Annotated in this window: 16 protein-coding genes; 5 read left to right on the top strand and 11 right to left on the bottom strand. The window is 64.6% G+C overall.

What is annotated here, in order from left to right; translation table 11 throughout:
• Positions 1-121 precede the first annotated feature (121 nt).
• Positions 122-742 carry a DUF4167 domain-containing protein gene (locus BMI90_RS06910; protein ID WP_078527571.1) on the top strand — a complete coding sequence of 207 codons (621 nt, stop codon included), beginning with the start codon at positions 122-124 and terminating at the stop codon, positions 740-742.
• A gap of 74 nt (positions 743-816) precedes the next feature.
• Here BMI90_RS06910 and BMI90_RS06905 read toward each other — a convergent pair whose 3' ends face one another.
• The 7 genes from BMI90_RS06905 to lptF form a co-directional block, all read right to left on the bottom strand.
• A complete protein-coding gene (locus BMI90_RS06905) occupies positions 817-1266 on the bottom strand; it encodes a GNAT family N-acetyltransferase (protein WP_078527569.1) in 450 nt (149 codons plus the stop codon).
• A complete protein-coding gene (gene rsmA, locus BMI90_RS06900) occupies positions 1263-2108 on the bottom strand; it encodes a 16S rRNA (adenine(1518)-N(6)/adenine(1519)-N(6))-dimethyltransferase RsmA (RefSeq protein ID WP_078527567.1) in 846 nt (281 codons plus the stop codon). Before rsmA ends, BMI90_RS06905 begins: the two co-directional genes overlap by 4 nt.
• A gap of 1 nt (position 2109) precedes the next feature.
• Positions 2110-3108, bottom strand: a complete 999-nt coding sequence (gene pdxA / locus BMI90_RS06895; RefSeq protein ID WP_078527565.1) for a 4-hydroxythreonine-4-phosphate dehydrogenase PdxA — start codon at positions 3106-3108, stop codon at positions 2110-2112.
• Positions 3105-4334 (bottom strand): peptidylprolyl isomerase, encoded by a 1230-nt coding sequence (locus BMI90_RS06890; RefSeq protein ID WP_078527563.1) that lies wholly within the window; start codon positions 4332-4334, stop codon positions 3105-3107. Before BMI90_RS06890 ends, pdxA begins: the two co-directional genes overlap by 4 nt.
• Positions 4335-4400: 66 nt before the next feature.
• A complete protein-coding gene (lptD, locus tag BMI90_RS06885; protein ID WP_078527561.1) occupies positions 4401-6638 on the bottom strand; it encodes an LPS assembly protein LptD in 2238 nt (745 codons plus the stop codon).
• Complete coding sequence (lptG, locus tag BMI90_RS06880; RefSeq protein WP_078527559.1) at positions 6638-7756, bottom strand: LPS export ABC transporter permease LptG; 1119 nt, start codon at positions 7754-7756, stop codon at positions 6638-6640. The genes lptD and lptG overlap by 1 nt, the downstream gene beginning before the upstream one ends.
• Positions 7753-8877 (bottom strand): LPS export ABC transporter permease LptF, encoded by a 1125-nt coding sequence (gene lptF / locus BMI90_RS06875; protein WP_078527557.1) that lies wholly within the window; start codon positions 8875-8877, stop codon positions 7753-7755. Before lptF ends, lptG begins: the two co-directional genes overlap by 4 nt.
• Before the next feature lie 184 nt (positions 8878-9061).
• Here lptF and BMI90_RS06870 point away from each other — a divergent pair, with 184 nt between their 5' ends.
• Complete coding sequence (locus BMI90_RS06870; protein WP_078527555.1) at positions 9062-10531, top strand: leucyl aminopeptidase; 1470 nt, start codon at positions 9062-9064, stop codon at positions 10529-10531.
• Positions 10532-10544: 13 nt separating this feature from the next.
• The gene (locus tag BMI90_RS06865) at positions 10545-11000 is read left to right on the top strand and encodes a DNA polymerase III subunit chi (RefSeq protein ID WP_078527553.1); all 456 of its coding nucleotides are present in this window, start codon (positions 10545-10547) and stop codon (positions 10998-11000) included.
• A gap of 48 nt (positions 11001-11048) precedes the next feature.
• On the opposite strand, the gene BMI90_RS06860 is transcribed toward BMI90_RS06865, so the two are convergent.
• Positions 11049-11864 carry an MBL fold metallo-hydrolase gene (locus BMI90_RS06860; protein ID WP_078527552.1) on the bottom strand — a complete coding sequence of 272 codons (816 nt, stop codon included), beginning with the start codon at positions 11862-11864 and terminating at the stop codon, positions 11049-11051.
• A gap of 193 nt (positions 11865-12057) precedes the next feature.
• Here BMI90_RS06860 and BMI90_RS06855 point away from each other — a divergent pair, with 193 nt between their 5' ends.
• The gene (locus BMI90_RS06855; RefSeq protein ID WP_168172734.1) at positions 12058-13191 is read left to right on the top strand and encodes a sugar-transfer associated ATP-grasp domain-containing protein; all 1134 of its coding nucleotides are present in this window, start codon (positions 12058-12060) and stop codon (positions 13189-13191) included.
• A 68-nt stretch (positions 13192-13259) separates the two neighbouring features.
• Here BMI90_RS06855 and BMI90_RS06850 read toward each other — a convergent pair whose 3' ends face one another.
• Positions 13260-14834, bottom strand: coding sequence for a hypothetical protein (locus tag BMI90_RS06850; RefSeq protein WP_078527548.1), 1575 nt, complete (start codon positions 14832-14834; stop codon positions 13260-13262).
• 216 nt (positions 14835-15050) lie between these two features.
• Here BMI90_RS06850 and tgt point away from each other — a divergent pair, with 216 nt between their 5' ends.
• Positions 15051-16178, top strand: coding sequence for a tRNA guanosine(34) transglycosylase Tgt (gene tgt / locus BMI90_RS06845; protein ID WP_078527547.1), 1128 nt, complete (start codon positions 15051-15053; stop codon positions 16176-16178).
• 252 nt (positions 16179-16430) lie between these two features.
• Here tgt and BMI90_RS06840 read toward each other — a convergent pair whose 3' ends face one another.
• Positions 16431-17075 carry a hemolysin III family protein gene (locus BMI90_RS06840; protein WP_078527545.1) on the bottom strand — a complete coding sequence of 215 codons (645 nt, stop codon included), beginning with the start codon at positions 17073-17075 and terminating at the stop codon, positions 16431-16433.
• An 89-nt stretch (positions 17076-17164) separates the two neighbouring features.
• Positions 17165-18385 carry a multidrug effflux MFS transporter gene (locus BMI90_RS06835; RefSeq protein ID WP_342745828.1) on the bottom strand — a complete coding sequence of 407 codons (1221 nt, stop codon included), beginning with the start codon at positions 18383-18385 and terminating at the stop codon, positions 17165-17167.
• Between the last annotated feature and the right edge of the window lie 111 nt (positions 18386-18496).

Raw genomic sequence — 18496 nt, 5'->3', positions numbered from 1 at the left:
AGCGCGGGTGACGATGCCAAACCGGGCAATAATGCTCAGGGCGGCTCTTCCTCTCGCAAGGCCAAATCCCTTCGGCCAGATTCCTCAAGCCCGGCGTGACCGGGCCAGAAAAACGAAAGCCATGAGATCTTCGAAATCCCGTTCGCGTAACAAGTCGAACCGTCAGCGGTCGATGGGCAACATCGTCAACCGGGTGTTTGACAGCTCCGGTCCCGAGGGCAAAGTGCGTGGCACGCCCCAGCAGATCATTGACAAATACCTTGCGCTCGCCCGTGACGCGCAACTTGGCAACGACCGCGTGGCCGAGCAGAACTTCCTTCAGCATGCCGAGCACTACACCCGCATGCTGGGCGAGGCCCAGAAAGAGCAGGCCCGCGAACAGGAAGCGCGCAACCAGCAGCGTCAGCAGAACCAGCAAAGCCATCAGGCGAACGGTCAGGGCGGCAACGCTCAGGACGGCCATCGCAACGAGCGCCCCGAGCGCGAGGAGCGCAGCCAGGAGAACGCCGATCAGAGCGCCCCGATGATGCCGCCGATGCCCGAGCCTGAAGAAGACGGCTCGAGCCTCGTCGAAACCCCCGAAAGCCGCGTCGAAGCCGCTCCGGCAGAGGCTCCCGCCGAGAAGGCGGAAAAAGCCGAGAAGCCGAAACGCCCGCGTGCACCGCGCAAACCGCGTGCGCCTAAAGCTGAAAAGGCTGAAGTGGCAGTGGAAACCGCGCCCCCCGAGGCATCGGGCGAATAAGCGGTTATCCTGACGAACCAGATAAAAGGCCCGCCGGACTGGCGGGCCTTTTTGATGTAGCACATCGCCTCGGTTCAGCGAGGCAGGGATTTTTCGAGAAAGACCCGGTCAAACCCGTCTTCGACACGGTGATCGGTCTCGAGAAAGCCGAGATGCGCATAGACCGCACGGCTCTCGATCATCGCGGCATTGACGTAGAGAGTCAGCCGTTCGACCCCGAGAGATCGGGCTTGCGCCTTGGCGAAGGCGATCAAGCGCCCTCCGATCCCCTTTCCCTGCACGTCGGGATCGACGGCAATCGGCTCGATCTGCAAAGCAATGTGGGGCCTGTCTCGGGCAATCAGGCCCATATGCCCCACGACGTCTCCGTCATGTTCGCAGACCCAGAGATGGGAGAGGTCAGAGCGGTGATCGGCCGCCATCGGCGCGGGTGGGCGACCGATGCGCGCGATGTAGGGGCGGAAGGCCGCGTCGGTGATCGCCCCGATCCGATCGAGATCTTCCGCACGGGCCGCGCGGATCATTCCTGACCGTCGACGATCCGCGCCAGTCGGCAGAACTGTTCCAGCGTCACCTTCTCGGCCCGTTCCGTGGGCGCGATCCCGGCCTTCTCCAGTTTCGCCTCGATATCCGGCGCAACGCCTTTGAGCGAGGCGCGCAGCATCTTGCGACGCTGATTGAAGCCCGCCGCGACGACCCGGCTCAGGGTCGCGGCATTGGCGGGGTAGCGCGGCGCGGGCAGGGCGCGCAGATGCACGACCGCCGAATGAACCTTGGGCGCCGGGGTGAAGGCCTCGGGCGGCAGGCTCATCACGATCTTCGCCTCGGCGCGCCACTGCGCGAGGATCGCGAGGCGCCCGTAATGGTTGCTGCCGGGTTTCGCGACGATCCGTTCAGCCACCTCGCGCTGGAACATCAGCGTCAGGCTCTCCCAGAAGGGCGGCCAGTCCTTCGGCGTCAGCCAGCGTACCAGCAGTTCGGTGCCCACGTTATAGGGCAGGTTCGCTGCGATCTTGATCGGGGGGGTGAGATGGGAGAGCGGGTCGATTTCCAGCGCATCGCCGTTGATCACCTCGAGCCGCCCCGGATAGGCGGCAGCGATCTCGGCCAGGGCGGGCAGGCAGCGCGTGTCCTTCTCGATCGCGAGCACCTTGCGCGCGCCTTCGGCCAGAAGCCCGCGCGTCAGACCTCCGGGTCCGGGTCCGATCTCCAGCACATCCGCCCCCGTCAGATCGCCCGCCGAGCGCGCGATCTTGGCCGTGAGGTTCAGATCCAGCAGGAAGTTCTGCCCGAGGCTTTTCTTGGCCACGAGGTCATGGGTGCGCAGTACCTCGCGCAGCGGGGGCAGCCCGTCGATCGTGGCCATCTCACGCCCTCCGCGCCGCGCCCATGCGCGAGGCCATCTCGAGCGCCGCGATCAGCGAGGCGGGGTTCGCACGCCCCTGACCCGCAATATCGTAGGCCGTGCCATGATCGGGCGAGGTGCGGATGAAGGGCAGGCCGAGCGTGACATTCACGCCCCCGTCGAAATCGAGCGTCTTGATCGGGATCAGCGCCTGATCGTGATAGGCGCAGATCGCCGCGTCATAGCCCTGACGCGCGCGCTCGTGGAAGAGCGTGTCGGCTGGCAGGGGACCGGCGAGCGCATAGCCCTCTTCGCGCAGCCCGGCGATCGTGTCGGCGATCCAGTCGCCTTCCTCGCTCCCCATCGCGCCGCCTTCGCCGGCATGGGGGTTGAGCCCGGCAACCGCGATGCGTGGCGTGTCGAGCGCGAAATCGCGGCGCAGCCCTTCGGCGGTGATGCGCACCGTGTCGCGCAACAGTTGCGGCGTGAAGGCCTCGGGCACATCGCGCAGCGCGATATGGATCGTGGCGGGCACGACGCGCAAGGGCGGCGTGCTACGCGAACTGGCGAGCATCATCACCACCCGTTCGACACCCGCGAGATGGGCGAGAAATTCAGTATGCCCGGGAAAGGCAAAGCCCGCCCCGTCATGCAGCGCCTTCTTGTTGATGGGCGCGGTCGTAAGCGCCACACCCTCGCCACGCATCACAAGATCGACCCCCCGCGCGATCACATCGACGACCGATTTCGCGTTGGCCGGATCGGGTTGACCCGGAATGGCGGCGGCCGGGAAGGCATGCGGCAGCACGGGCAGGCCCGCGCTGGCATGGGTGACGGCGTCGGAGGCGCGCTCGATCTCGCGGACCTTGGTGCCGCGCGGCAGGTGCGACGGATCGCCGATCCAGACGAAGGGCAGTCGCGCGCCGAAATGCTCCCAGGCGCGCGCGGCGAGTTCCGGCCCGACGCCGGATGGATCGCCACAGCTCAAAATGACCGGGCGGTCTGCGTCGCGCGGTCTCATTTCCGCACGATCACCGCTTCGGCCTCGAGATCGGCGAGATAGCCCGTCGCATAGGCGCCGAGCGCCTGATCCTCGAGCGAGGAACGCACCGTCTTGCGATCGGGCGCGGGCTGATCCTTGGTGTCGGCCACCTCGCGCGAGCACAGCATCACCAGCACGTCACTGCCGCCACGACGCAGGATCTGGGTCTCGCCCGGATCGAGCTGGGCCAGAACCAGCGCCTCGTCGGTCGGGACGGCGGATTGCGCGACCTTCTCGTGAAGGGTGATGGCGCTTTCGGGCAGGCCCTTTGCGACGGTATAGAGCTGATTGCACACGCGCGCATCGGCGGCGGCCTGTGCTGCGAGCTTCGCGGCCTGTGCGCTGCCAGTCGCGCCGAGATTCAGGGTCATGTAGCTCAGATCCTGCGGTGCCGAGGGCGCATCGCCATCGCCGATCGCGCGCAGCATGAACACCGCCACAGCCCCGTTGAGCTGGATCGGACCGGTCGCGGTGCCGGGCTTGAGCGCGAGGATCGGACCGCGCAGCTGTGCGGGCAGCTTGTCGATCGGCATCCATTCGAGACGCCCGCCGCGATCACGGGTCGGCGCGGCGGAATATTTGCGCGCCAAAGCAGCAAAGGCGCCTTCGCCCTTCGCCGCCGAGAGTTGGCGGGCCTGAGCCAACGCTGCGGCTTCCTGACCGGCCGGGGCGGGGACGATTGCTTCGGAGATCAGCACTTTCACGCCCTTGCCGGTCTGGCTTTCGGGCATCATCGCGCGATCGACATCGGCGGAGGTGACATTGATCAGGGGGGCGAAGCGCGCGCGCACCACCTCGCGCCAGATCACGCCGGCGGCGACGAAATCGCGGAAGGTATTGGGGTCGATGCCATTTTGGCCGAGCAGCGTGATGAATTGTTCGGTCGACAGGTTTCCGCGGCTCGCGAATTCGGACATGCCGCGCGTTAGCGCCTCCTCATTCATCTTCATCCCGAGCTGCTTGCCCGCCCAGGTCCGCAGGCGGTCCTCGATCAGAGCTTTCTCGGCATCCTCGCGGGTCGATTGGGGCGTTCCCAGAAGCTTGAGGAATTTCTCGCGCTGGCTGATCTCGTAATCGGTGATGCCAAGGCCGTTCACGGTGATCACCGGAGCGTAATTGCCGGCCTGCGCCATCGCGACACGCGGTGCCAGCGGCAAGGTGAGCACCAGAGCCAGAAGGGTGAGCAGTCGGGTCATCATCGTCATCGCGTGCCTGTCCGTTTCGTCTCGTTCATTCGCGGCCTGGCCGGCCTGTTGTCTACTCGTCTCGCCTCAGCGTCCGCAGGTCTGGCGGACCGGGCCTCCGTCGCTCGCCCCGAAGCCGATCAACTGGACCGAGAGGCCGAATGCGGTTTCGGGGCTTACACTAGTGGAGGAAGTGAAGCGGCGCGAGAGGGAAAGATCAACCGCGAGGCATTCATTGGTGTAACGCAGGCCCAGATTGGCCTTGGCGGCGCGCTCGGCGGTGAAGTCGTAGCGGGTGCCGAAGGTGCCCGACCAGCCATTGCCCCAGCTCCAGCCGGTATCGAGCATCAGCTCGGACATGTCGGTGTCGCGCCCCTCGGCGGGGTTCGCCTCGAGCCAGAGATAGCCCGCTGCAAGGTCATAGCGATCCGTGGCCCAGGCGAGGCGCAATTCGTCGCGCGAAATCGCGAGCGTGTCGTCGAAAAGCGCCCGGTTCGAGAGCGTGAGCCCGTTCGCCGTGCTCAGATGGGTCGACAGCAACCAGTCCGAGCGGATCCCCGAAAGACCGGTGCCGGGGGTGAACTGGTCAAGGTCGCGCTGGCGGAAGATCCGGCCCGCCGCGACGCCCAGCGACCAGCCCGAGCTGTCATAGCGCGTCCAGCTCAGGCCGAGATTGGCGCGCAATCCCGTTTCACGCAGATCCTCGCCGGGGAAGCGGGTGAGCGAGAAGAGGTTGCCCTCGTCGAACTCGGGCAGCTGGCTGTCCTCGTTGGGCGAGGCGCTCAGACGGTTCGGGGCCCAGGCGATCTGCGCGATCGGCTCGATCACATAGGCCGCGCGCCCGCTCGTCTTCACCCAGGGCCAGCGCAGCTCGGCAGCGAGCGTCGGCTGACCGCGCAGCACGGTTTGCGGATAGGCGGGGTCGTCATTGGTTTCGATGATGTCGCCGGCAAATTGCGCTTCGATCGAGCCGAGCATCCCCGGCCCGAAGAGCCAGTTGCGACGCCAGTCGGCGGTGAGCGAGCCGCGCAGCACATCGCGCCCGTCCGGGATGCCGTCGCCATCGGTATCGAGCGTGCTCGATGCCGCGCGACGGCTGCCGAGCGTCGAAAGCCGCAGCGTGGCGATCCCGCCAACGGTAGCTGGCTCAAATTGTTTGACCCATTCGGCGGTGCCGCTCAGCATTGGCTGACTTGCGTTGCTCTCGCCGTCGCGGATCGAATGGGTGTTGCCGAACCGCGCCCAGATCATCTCGTCGGTGCGGATCCGCTCCAGCGTGACGCCCGACCAGAGACGATCCTCGTCGGAGATGCCGTAATTGAGCAGGTAGGAGCGGTCACTCACCAGCCGCAGCTGTGCCGTCAGCTTGAAATCGCGCGGCAGCTGCGCCTCGAGATCTGCGAAAAGATAGCCGCGGGTCTTGTCGGCGATGATGTCGTCTTTGCTCAGCGCCCCCGACCATTCCGTCTTGCCCCACTCGAAAGCCTGACGGTAGCGCAGCTCGAGCGTACGGGTGCGCGACGTGGCCACGTAAGGCGTGATCGTCAGGTCACGGCTGGGGCCGAGCGCAAGAAAATAGGGGATCTTGAGGCCGGGCCCGAGACCCGAAGTGGTGCGGAACTCGGGCTGAAGGAAGCCCGACATGCGCTTGACGCCGGGTTCGGGCATGCGCAGGCGCGGGATGTAGGCGATCGGCACGCCCATCGCGCGAAGCTGCGCGTCGCGGAAGACGATCTGGCGGGTCTGAGCGTCATGGATGACGCGGCTCGCGCGGATCTCCCATAGCGGGGTGGGGTTGCTCGCGCAGACCTGGCACGAGGAGGCGACGACCTTGTCCATCACCGTCAGCCGCCCGTCGCGCCGTTCGATCTTCGCCGCCGCGAGCTGCAATTCGCGCGCCATCACCATGCGTGCGCTCAGCAACAGACCGTTTTGCAGATCGGTCGAAAGCTCCGCCGACGAGGCGAGGATCACCGCGTTTGACTGCCCCGGCTGCACCAGCCGGATCGGCCCTTCGAGATAGAGCTTGTCTTCCTTCTGATCGTAGATCACCCGCGTCGCGGAGAGCCGGTTCGACTTGTAGAAAACCTCGACATTGCCCTCGGCCACGAGCTTTCCGCCATCCTCGATGCGCACCCGATCGGCCAGCAGCGTTGCAAGCTCCTCGCTCGCGGGAATGGCGGAAGGGTCGGCGACATCCTGCGCGGCCTTGGTGTCGGTGACCTGCGCCGGGGCGGGGCCAAACCCCACAAGCCCGAGCACGCAGGCAAGCGCCAGAGCACTGACCCGCCCCGCCCAGGGCTCAGAGCGCAACCGCGACCGCATCAACCATCCTCCCGGTGCAAGAGCCGCGCAAGCGGCAGCATCAGCCCGATCACCGGCGGCGCCCAAGCCGCAAGAAGGATCGGAATCTGTCCGTTGTCGCCCAGAACTTGCGCGATATTGCGAAGGAAGAACAAGCCCAGACCAGCGGCGAGCGCCAAAAGAACTTTCGTCCCCGTACCGCCAAAGCGGGCGTGATCCATCGTGAAGCTCGCCGCGACCATCACCATCGCCACCAGCAGCACCGGTAGCGCAAGCTCCATCTGGAACCACATGATATGGCGACGGGCCGAGAAACCTGCCTCTTCGAGAGAGGCGATGAAGCCCGGCAATTGCCAGATCGGCACGGAGGAGGGCTTGCCGAAGCTGTCGCGGATGCGCGCGACTGTCAGATCCGAAGGCAGCGTCAGGCTCGCCACTTCCTTGGCGTCGCGCTCGGGGTTGGTCGAGGCGCCGAGCGCCCAGTCCTTGGCATCCGTCAGCACCCATTCTCCGGGCTCGAGGACGGCCTTTTTCGCATTGATCCGACGCACCGGTCCGCGCTCGGGATCGAAGATCAGGAAGGTCACGTTGCGCAGGGTCGTGGCATCGCCATTGGCGGTTTCGGCGTGAATGACCGCCTGTGCGAGCGATTTGCCGTCGGAGCCGAGGCCCGCGCTCTGGCGCATCCAGACCCCCTCGCGCCCGATCGACACGGTGGAATTTCCGCCCGACGTGTAGTGATCGACAAGGCTCTCGTAGCGTTTCGACGTGGCCGAGACGAGCGGATTGCCGACGAAAAGCGCAAGCAGCCCAAGGATCAGGGCGACCCCCAGCGGGGCTGCAAGCATCCGCAGTGCCGAGCGACCGGCGGAGCGGATCACCACCAGCTCGGAGCTGCGCGCGAGCGCGATGAACAGCGCCACCGCCGACAGCATCACGATCAGAGGCAGGATATTGTAGACCGTCGAAGGGATGTTGAGCGCCGATAGAACGGCCAGCTGCACCAGCGTCAGGCCCTCGTCTGAAAACCGCCGGATCTCCTCGACGATGTCGATCAGGAAGAGGATCCCCCAGAAGCTGCCTGCAACGACGAGGAAGCTTTTGGCAAACCGGCGGGCGAGGTAGAGAGCGATCGTCACGCGGTGCCCTCCCGTATGACCCGGATGCGTCGCGGCCGACCCGACCACCAGAGCATGAAGAGCGCGATCACCGCGCCACCCACCGTCGGCACGAACAACACGGGCCAGAGCGTCGGATCGCGGTTGGTCGCGCTTTCCGCGGCGTTTTGCAGGACCTGCACGAAGATCAGCCCGCCGATCGCGAGCGTCATCTGCCGCCACATCCCGAAGCGCGAGAAGGTTCCCATCATCAGGGCCGCGAATCCGATCAGCGCCGCGATCGGCGCAAGGAGCGGCTGCGCGATGCGACGTGCCAGCTCCAGCGTCACGCGCGGCTCTACCCCCTCGCCAAGTGCCGCGATCGCGGCGCCGCCCTTTAGCAACTCTGGCGTCATCATCTCGTCGAGGTTGGGTTTGCGGGCCTTGCCGCCGCTCAGGAAGCTGCCGATATCATAGGTGAAATTGGAGAACCGGGTCACCTCGAGGCGGCCCGTATCCGGGCGCAGCGTCTCGGCCATGCCTTCGAACATGATCAGCTTCGGACCGGTCTCTGTCTTGACGATCAGCGCCTTTTCCGAAGTGTAGATCGTGTGCGCCTTCGGATTGCGCCGGTCCGAGAGGAACAGGTCGTAAAGCTCGCCCAGATCCGAGATCCGACGGATATAGATCGTGATGCCGCTGACAGGGTGCTGGAAGGTGCCCTCGGTGAGGAACTTCGCGGTCATGTTCTGCGACACCTGCTGCTGGCGATCGGCAAGCCGGGCCTTTGCGGCGGGCACGAGAAAATTCACCAGAACCGCCATCATCAGCGACACGATCAATCCGAAGACCAGCACCGGGCGCCCCAGGCGCCAGTTCGAGGTGCCGGTCGCGCGCATCACCACCAGTTCGCTGTCCTGATCGAGCCGGTTGACCGCGTAGATCGTGGCCGCGAAGGCCGCCACCGGCAGGACGATGCGGATCACGTATGGCAAGGTGAGGGCGGTGAATTCCAGTACGACTGCCGCCGTCTGCCCATCCGAGATCAGGCTGTCGAACATCATCACAGCCCGGTTCACCCAATAGACCGACACCAGCACGAGCGCGAAAAACCCGAACAGAGCCATCAGCTTTGACAAGACATATTTGTCCAGTCGCGTCACTTGTTTTCCTATCCCCGCGGCGGTTTCTCCTCTCTCTAGCCTGTCGGATCGGGTGAGGGAAGACCACGTTCGGAGCGCTTTTCATTTTCCGGGCGCCCCGTTAGGCTCGCGCGCAAATTGATGCCAATCGCGGGCCCGTTCGCTGTGCAGACTGCACCGGGTCGGCCTGCCAAGGGAGAACTCCATGACACAGCCTGTCGCCATCGCCTTCAAGGAAACCGATCCCGAGGTTTTCGCCTCGCAAACCGGCCGGATCGCGCTGATCGTGGGTGGGGATGGCAAGCTCGGGGCTGCGGGACGCAAGCTCGACCGTGCGATGAAGAGCGCTTTGAGCCGCGCGGTCGGCTCTGAGGCGTTCAAAGGTCTGGGGCAGGGCGAGGCGATGGAGCTGAGCTGGCCCGCGGGGATCGAGGCGCAGGCGGTGCAGGTGGTGCGTCTCGACCGCAAGTCCTCCGCCGATGAAGCCCGCAAGGCCGGTGCCGCGATCGGGGCGAAACTGGGCGCGGAGGGCGCGCTCGTCGTGGCGCAGGGCCATCCCCGCGCGGCGGATCTCTCGCTCGGGCTCGCGTTGCGCGCCTATCGCTTCGATTATCACACGGGCGAAGACAAGAAGGGTTTCGGCCCGGTGACGATCATGGTCTCCAAGCCCGAGGAGGTCGCCGCTGCGGCCGCCCCCCATGCGGCGCTGGCCGAGGGCGTGTTCTTCACCCGCGATCTGATCAATGAGCCGACGAACATCCTCACCACCGACGATTTCGCAGCCCGCCTCGCCGCGATGCACGAACTGGGCCTCGACGTCGAGATCCTCGAAGAAGAGGACATGAAAAAGCTCGGGATGGGCGCGTTGCTCGGCGTGGGGCAGGGCTCCGAGATGCCGTCGAAACTCGTTGTCATGCAATGGAATGGCGGCGCCAAGGGGGAGGCCCCGTTCGCGCTGGTCGGCAAGGGCGTGGTCTTCGATACCGGTGGGATCTCGCTCAAGCCCGGCGCGGGCATGGAAGAGATGACGATGGATATGGGCGGCGCCGGGGTCGTCTCGGGCGTGATGCGCACGCTGGCGCTGCGCAAGGCCAAGGCCAATGTCGTGGGGCTGGTGGGGCTCGTCGAGAACATGCCCGACGGCAAGGCTCAGCGTCCCGGCGATATCGTGACCTCGATGAAGGGCGATACGATCGAGGTGATCAATACCGATGCCGAAGGCCGCCTCGTGCTGGCCGATGTGCTCTGGTATGCGCAGGACCGCTTCAAGCCCAAGGCGATGGTGAACCTCGCCACGCTGACCGGCGCGATCATCGTCGCGCTCGGTCATGAGAATGCGGGTCTTTTTGCCAATGATGACAAACTCGTAGCGGATATTCTTGATGCGGCGAAGGCAGAGGGCGAAGGGGCCTGGCACATGCCGCTCCAACCCGCCTATGACAAGCTGATCAAGTCGCGCCTTGCGGATGTGAAGAACGTGGGCGGGCGTTGGGGCGGCTCGATCACGGCGGCCGCTTTCCTCAAGCGTTTCGTGAAGCCCGAGGTGCCGTGGTGCCATATCGACATCGCGGGCGTCGCCCTGCCGCCCTCCGAGACCACGCTTGCGCCGAAAGGTCCGACGGGTTGGGGCGTGCGCACGCTCGACCGGCTGATCCGCGACAAGTTCGAAGCCTGAGGCGGAGACCGGGATGGGGCAGGTCAATTTCTACCATCTGACCCACTCGAGCGTCGAGGAGGTGGTGCTCAACCTCTCCTCGCGCGCGCTCGAGCAGGGTTGGAAGGTGGAATTGCGCGGGAGAAATCCCGATCGGCTCGACTGGCTGGACCAGAAACTGTGGCTGATGGGCGATGAGAGCTTCCTGCCGCACGGTCTCGCGGGTGGCCCGCATGATGCGCTGCAACCGATCCTGCTGGGCACCAGGCCCGCGGGTGACGGGCGCGAAGCGATAATGGCCGTCGATGGCGCCGAGATCGCCGCTGAGGAAACGGACGCGCATAAGCGGCTCTGGATCCTCTTCGACGGCAACGACCCAGAGGCGGTGCAACATGCGCGCGGCCAGTGGAAGGCGCTGACCGGAGCGGGGGCGAAGGCGATCTACTGGTCCGAAGAGGGCGGCCGCTGGGAGAAGAAAGCGGAGAGTTGAGAGGGCGATGGGGGCCTCCGATCTGGCCCCACGCAACGCTCGAGCGGATCACCGCAGCCTCTCGGGCTCCAGCACGATTACGGTCGGCTCTCGCGGGAGTGTCTTGAGGGACACCACGAGATCACTCGACAAAGGTCGCTCGATCACGAATTCGCTCTGCATCCCGTCAAGGAAGCTCTGCAAGGTCGGTTCGCCAAACCAGTGCATCGGGATCACGATGCGGGAACGCAGCCGTTCGAGAATGCGGATCATCGTGGGCTGATCGACCGTCATCGACCCATCCACCGCCGCCATCACTACGTCGAGCCGCCCAAGTGCCGCATATTGCGCCGCGTTCGGTTCGTGATGGAGGTGGCCCAGATGGCCGATGCACAACCCCGCCACCTCGAAGATAAAGATCGAATTGCCGTTCTCCTCGACGCCACCAAAGCTGCGGATCGCGGTGGGCACGTTGCGGATCAGCAATTCGCCCAGGTCGAGATAGTGCTCGGCGGCGATGCCGAACTGGTCCGACCAGCCTTTCAGCGCTACCGTGCCATCGGGGACGTCCTCGCTCATATGGCTCGAATGGGCGCGATTCATCGTGACGTAATCGGGCGCGAAGCGCGAACCGCCGACCCAGCCATTGTAATCGGTGATGACCGTGATTCCGCCCTGGGTTTGCAAGAGAAACATCGAGTGGTCGATGTAATGGAGCCGTACCGATTGCGCGGGCACAGGGTCGGTCCAACTGGCCTTGTGCAGGTAGTCGATCCCGGGGGCGGATTGCGCGATCGCGATGCAATGGCTGATGCGCTGGCTTTGCGCCTGCACCGTCAGCGGGGCAAGCAGGGCGAATATCAGGGTGAGGGCAACTCGGAACATGGCGGGTCTCCTTTGACCCAGCGTAATCGAAAAAGCCGATTCCGGTCTATCGAGGCCTTCAGAACCCAATTTCGTGCGCCCGCATTGTGAAGCCGAAACGGTAAAATGACATCGAGGCGCCCAATTTCTGCCGTGTTTCGCATTAGGATCAAATCAACCCAATGCCCCCATGATTGTTTCTATCGGAGCCGATATGTCCCTCGCCACCCTCGATGAAAGCAACTACACGGCCGCGCGCGACAGTTCCTTCCAGGATCTTCTCGTCTATGCGGCGAAGAAATCCGGCCGGTCCGTGCTTCAGGTTCTGCGCGATTATCGTCAGATGGCGAAATCGGAAACCCGGATCAATCTCGTCGAATATGTCCGCTTCGGCCTTTACGATCAGGCGCGCTTCGAGGCGCAGGCACGCGCGGAATTCCTCTCCAACGACCTGCACTGGCCGATCGCCAACAAGGTGAACAATCGCGGCTGGTATAGCGCGGCGGAAGATAAATCCGTCGCGACCACGCTGCTGAGTGCTGCCGGGGTGCCGGTGCCCGAGATCGTTGCCGTGCTCGACAGCTCGCAGCGGATTTATCCCGGCGGTGCCGAACGGATCACCGGGGCAGACGAACTTCGCGCCTTCCTTTTGGCGCGCCCGGGCCAGCAATTCTTCGGCAAGATCAATGACGGGATGGTCAGCTTCGGCGCGTTCCGCATCGAGAAAGCCGATGCCGAGATGGTCTATTGCTCCGGTCACGAACCGATGAGCTACGGGGATTTCGCGGCGCAAACCTTGGCGCAGAACGCCTATATCCTTCAGCCGGTCCTCGAAAACCACAGCGCGCTGAGGCCGTTTGCCTCCGCGCTTGCGACGATCCGCATGGTGAACCTGATCACCGATGACGGGCTGCGCGTGCCGATGGCGGCGATCAAGCTGCCGCAGGGCGACAATATCGCGGATGCGTTCTGGCGCCCGGGCAACCTCGCCTGCGGGATCGAGGTTGCGACGGGGCGGATTCGGACGGTTGCGCGGCGCGGGATCGAGGTCGAGTTCCTCGACGATCACCCCGATCAGGCCGGGCTCATGGGGATGAACCTGCCGTTCTGGTCGGAAGTTCTCGAAATCAACGAACGTGCGGCGCGCAGCTTCGCCCCGATCCGCTACCAGTCGACCGATATCGCGATCACCGAGGATGGTCCTGTCGTGGTGGAAATCAATGCCGGTGGTGGCTTCGACCTGCCGCAATATTCGAACGGGAAGGGGATGCTCACCCCGGAAGTGCGTGCGTTCTTCGAAAGCTGCGGGGTCGAGTTCAAACCGAAGAAATCGCTCCTGCCGTTCTGAGAGTTGTTCACCTGGACTTGAATGAATTTACGCGCCTCGGCGGCCTTGCGGGCTCCGGGGCGCGTTTCTCATTCGGCGGCGTCCTCGCGGATTGCCGTTTTCGGCGTCCACTTCCCCGCCTTGATCAGATCGCGCACCCCGCCGCGATAGGGCTGGTTCGCAAGTCGGGGATCGGCCGCTTCGAGGAACATCTCGTTGAGCGTTCCGGCGAAACGAACCTCGACAGGGAAGCGCAGCGAGGTCTCGATCAGCTTTCGGTCCGAGAAGGGGCAGATGTAGAAATTGCGCTCATAGCCGTAATATTTCGCGCTCGAGACATGCAGGAACAACTCGAGGAAGATGAAATCATAGACCAGCGCCTGCGCGTTTTCCGGCAGCGTCAGTTTCCAGCGAATATACTCCTCGGCCCATTTCGCGATCACCTCCTTCGAGGGCGATCCCGTGAGAAAGAGCGAGCCGATCTCCTGTTCGAGATTGAGGCTCACCATTTCGGCGCGATTGGCAAAGCTGCCCCACCAGACCCCGCGCATCACATCCATCACATTGCCGCGAAGGTGCAGATGCCCCGGAGGGGTCAGTGACGTCAGTCCACGGCTGTGTTCGTTCGGGGGCGGCGCGACCGAAGAGGTGCGCAGCCAGAATAGCCGCTTGGCCTGACGTTTCTCGAAGGGGCGCTTGGCAGCGTGATCGGCGGCATCGAGTTCGGTATAGCGCCGGAAGGGCTGGCCAAGCAGTTCGGTGACGACATATTCGCCCGTCGTTGCGTCGAGATCGGCATAGCGGGTGTGCTGGAAGGCGAAGAGTTCACCGATCTGGTCGAGCTTGTCGGTGACGCAGGCGACGAGCTTGCGCGAATCCGTCCCGCCCGAGATCGGCATGATCGAAGGGTGGTTGTCCACGAGCGCATGCAGGATCGCGCGAAGCCGCTCGACCATTTCGGCCACGAGCTTTTCGTGCTCGTCGGCTGCGCAGGGCGGAAAACTGTCGGGCAAGGGCCAGATCCGCTCGGGTGTGAAACTGTCGAGGTTCAGCCGGTGGTTGGGCATGCAGAACTTCACCTGCGCGTCGCGGCTATGCCCGAGCAGATAGGCGATCTCCGTATCGCCCCGCGCGCGCCCGTTGCCGATCGCCGTGGTGTCGAAAAGCGGGTTCTCGATGATCGGCCGGGTCAGTGCGAGCATCACCGAGGAGGCCGCGCGCCGCGTCTCCGGGTCGTAGACGGTGCTCAGATGGGCGACCGGATCGAACAGCATCTCGTGGGCGCGGGGGCAGTCGATGACGACCGCATAGCGGCCCGCGCTATAGGCGATATAGGCCTCGAGATCGGTGACGAAATCTTTCGCATCGAGGTTGAAGCGGCTGAAGCTGCCATCCGTGATCAAGGCGCCGTCGGGATCGACGCCGATCCCCATGAACACGCCGAACAGGCGCCCTTTCTCGTCGCGCATCTCGACCCGCGGCATCTCGCGCCCGAGCTGGAGCGTGAAACGGTCCAGCTCGATCGCCTCAAGACCGGGAAGCGTCTCGGCGGGGTTTTCGCAGAGCAGGAACTGCGTGCTGAGCGCATCTGCGGGATCAAACCCTTGCTGGACACAGATCGCATGCGCCTGCGTCGGCTGTTCGGGAGGGGAGGTCTCTGCCATCATATGCTCGTGAAGGCGCGTCGGAGGGGCGAAAATCCGGTTTGGAAATCAGCGGGAGGGCCGATGCGCGGGTCAAATTGCCATGGCCGCATTCTCGGAACGGCCCGCGGGCGTGTCAATCGACTTCGCGCTGCGGAATGGCGCAATCCTTGCCGGTGCTTTTCTTTCGCACCACTTCGGTCTAAACCCGCGCCCTGACCGCTCAGGAGCGCCCGGATGACGAAATTCAGCTTCACTCTCAAGGCTACCGATGGCCGAGCCCGCACGGGTACGATCTCGACCCCGCGCGGCGAGATCCAGACGCCTGCCTTCATGCCCGTGGGAACCGCCGCGACCGTGAAGGCGATGATGCCCGAGAGCGTGGCCGCGACCGGCGCCGATATCCTGCTGGGCAATACCTATCATCTGATGCTGCGTCCGGGCGCCGAGCGGATCGCGCGTCTGGGCGGGCTGCACAAATTCATGAACTGGGACAAACCTATCCTGACGGATTCGGGCGGGTTCCAGGTGATGAGCCTGTCTTCCTTGCGCAAGCTGACCGAAGAGGGCGTGACCTTCACGAGCCATGTCGATGGCTCCAAGCACATGCTCAGCCCGGAACGCTCGATGGAGATCCAGAAACTTCTGGGTTCGGATATCGTGATGTGTTTCGACGAATGTCCCGCACTGCCCGCGACGGAAGAAGAGGTCGCAAAATCGATGCGGCTTTCGATGCGATGGGCGCAGCGGAGCCGCGATGCCTTCGGCGATCGTCCGGGTCACGCGCTGTTCGGAATCCAGCAGGGCGGCGTGACGCGTGAGCTTCGCGAGGAAAGCGCCGAGAAACTCAAGGAAATCGGCTTTGACGGTTATGCGGTTGGCGGTCTCGCGGTGGGCGAGGGGCAGGAGGCGATGTTCGGCGTCCTCGATTACGCTCCCGAGATGTTGCCTGCCGACAAGCCGCGCTACCTGATGGGCGTGGGCAAGCCCGATGATATCGTCGGCGCGGTCGAGCGCGGTATCGACATGATGGATTGCGTGCTGCCCTCGCGCTCGGGGCGGACCGGGCAGGCCTGGACCCGTCGCGGGCAGGTCAATATCAAGAACGCGCGCCATGCCGATGATCCGCGTCCGCTCGACGAGGCCTGCACGTGTCCTGCCTGCTCGAATTACTCGCGCGCCTATCTGCACCATGTTTTCCGCGCCGGCGAGATGATCTCGGGCATGCTACTGACCTGGCACAACCTGCACTACTATCAGGAACTGATGGCGGGCCTGCGTGCGGCGATCACCGAGGGCGAACTTGCGCGTTTCGTGACAGAGTTCCACGAGACCCGTGCGATGGGTGATATCGAGCCGCTCTGATCTGGCTAGACGGGGCGTGACCTTCGTGGCCACGCGCTAAGGATTGTCGGGACGGGCGCAGGTGATCGGGGCGCGGGCTCCCGGCTCCGGGAAGCCGTGTGGCGTTGAGGGGCCCAGTGTCCGTCGCGAATATCTTCAGGAAAACGAAACGCCTTTGCCGGTTTTCAGCCCGCGCAGCAACGTCGCTTGAGGCGTCTCCGCCGACCGCGTTCCCGTCACTAGGGAACTGGACGGAGAAACGGCCGCGTTCGCTCAGTTATGCGAGATAAGGATCACCGCCGCATAATGGGTCGCGGCGGCGGCGAGCACATGGGTATGCCAGATTGCGCGCGAAAAGGGGATGCGCTCGACATGGTAGAAGATCACGCCCACCGTGTAGGTCAGCCCGCCCGCGACCAGAAGGATCAACGCGGGCAGCGGCAGGGCCGAGACCAGCGGCCAGACCGCGATCATCCCAAGCCAGCCCATCGCGAGATAGAGCCAGAACCCGGCGCGCTCCGAGCGGTGAAAGAAGCCGAGCTTCATCACGATCCCGACCGTCGCGAGCCCCCAAACCGTCGCGGTCAGCACCCAGCCGGCAACCCCGCCGAGCCCGATCAGCGCCATCGGCGTATAGGTGCCCGCGATCAGCAGGTAGATTGCGGCGTGATCGAAGCGGCGCAGCACCGCACGGGTGGGTGCATGCAGCGTGAGGTTATAGGCGGCCGAGAGCGAAAACGACGCGATCAGGCCCACCGAATAGATCGCAAGCGGCCAGATCCGCCCCGCAGGCGCCGCGAGAGAGGCCCAGACGATCAGCGCACTCACGCCCGCCACGGCGAACACGACGCCCAGCACATGGACGATCCCGTCGGCGAAATGCTCGTGAAAACTGTGGCTCAATTGGTGGCGTGTCATGCTTGGATCTCCGGTCTCCCTCGATCCAAGATAACAACGATCGGGCAAACTCCCAAGCCCGCGGCAGTTGTGACGCTGGGGCAGAGGGCTCAGCTGTCGCTGCTCGTGTTCCGCATCAGCCACCAGGCCAGCGCCGAGCACAGGAAGGTCGCGACCACGATCGGCAGCGCCGTGCCGTTGAAGGCCAGCCCCACGGGCGCGGCGATCAGCACCGCGCCGACCGTGGCGATAGCGGTGACAATCGAGGCCGCCATGCCCGCGATATGGCCCATATGTTCGAGCGCCAGTGCGTTGAGATTGCCGAAGGTCACGCCCGCCATCCAGAACACGCTGACCGTGTAGAGGAAGATCAGCGGAAAGCCCGTCACCCCTTCGGTCATCCCGGTCAGCACCAGCACCAGCATCACGCCCGAGACGATGATCTGCATGATGTAGCTGCCCTTGACGATCTTGCGCATCCCGAGATGCATCACGAAGCGCGCGTTGAAGATCGAACCCGTGCCGGCCAGCAGCGCGCCGATGGCGAACCAGACCGGGAAGGTGTCGGTCACGCCATGGGCGGCATAAAGCTGTTGGGCGGACGAAAGCAGCGCGAACATCTGCCCGAAGCCCAGCGTCATCGTGATGATGTAGAGGCGCACGTCGGAATGCGCGAGCACCTCGCGCGCGGCGGCGCTAAGCTTGCTCACGCTCAGAGGGCGGCGATACTCGGGCGGAAGCGTTTCGGGCTGACGGATATTGAGCCAGCTCACCCCGACCAGACCGAAGACCATGAAGGCCCAGAACACGCCGCGCCATCCGGCGAAGCCGATCACGATGGCGCCGATCGACGGGGCCACCGCCGGCACGAGAATGAAGATCATCATGATGAAGGAGGTCACGCGCGCCATCTCGCGTCCCGCAAACAGGTCGCGCACCAGCGCCATCACTGTAATGCGCGGACCGGCCGCGCCGATCCCTTGCAAAAGGCGGGCAGCCAGCAGTGCCTCGAGACTTTGGGCATGGGCCGCGACGAAGGCGCCGACGAGGTAGATCGCGATTCCCCCCGTGATCGTCTTCTTGCGCCCGATCGCATCCGAGATCGGTCCGGCGAACAACGTGCCCACGCCCATGCCCAGCACGAAAGCTGTTAGCACCAGCTGCGCGCGGTTGATCGCGTCGGGGCTCAACTCGGCCGCGATCTGCGGCAGCGCGGGCAGCATCGCGTCGATCGAAAAGGCCACCGTCGCGGTGAGCGAAGCCAGCATCACCGTGAGTTCAGGCAGCGAAAGGGGCGTGCGCGCTCGCGGCGCGTCGGTCATCTGGGCCATGACGGGGGATCTTTCCGCAAGACGGATTGGTACGGGCGCGACAATAGGCAAATCCGTGCCAAAGGCCAGAGGGCAGGGCGCGCAGACCCGTGTGCGCTCACGCGGAGGTCA

Origin of the sequence: Thioclava sp. L04-15, assembly GCF_002020275.1 — a bacterium.
GTDB lineage: Bacteria > Pseudomonadota > Alphaproteobacteria > Rhodobacterales > Rhodobacteraceae > Thioclava > Thioclava marina.
The sequence above is the reverse complement of the archived record's forward strand: the minus strand, read 5'-3'. Positions and strand labels throughout refer to the sequence as shown.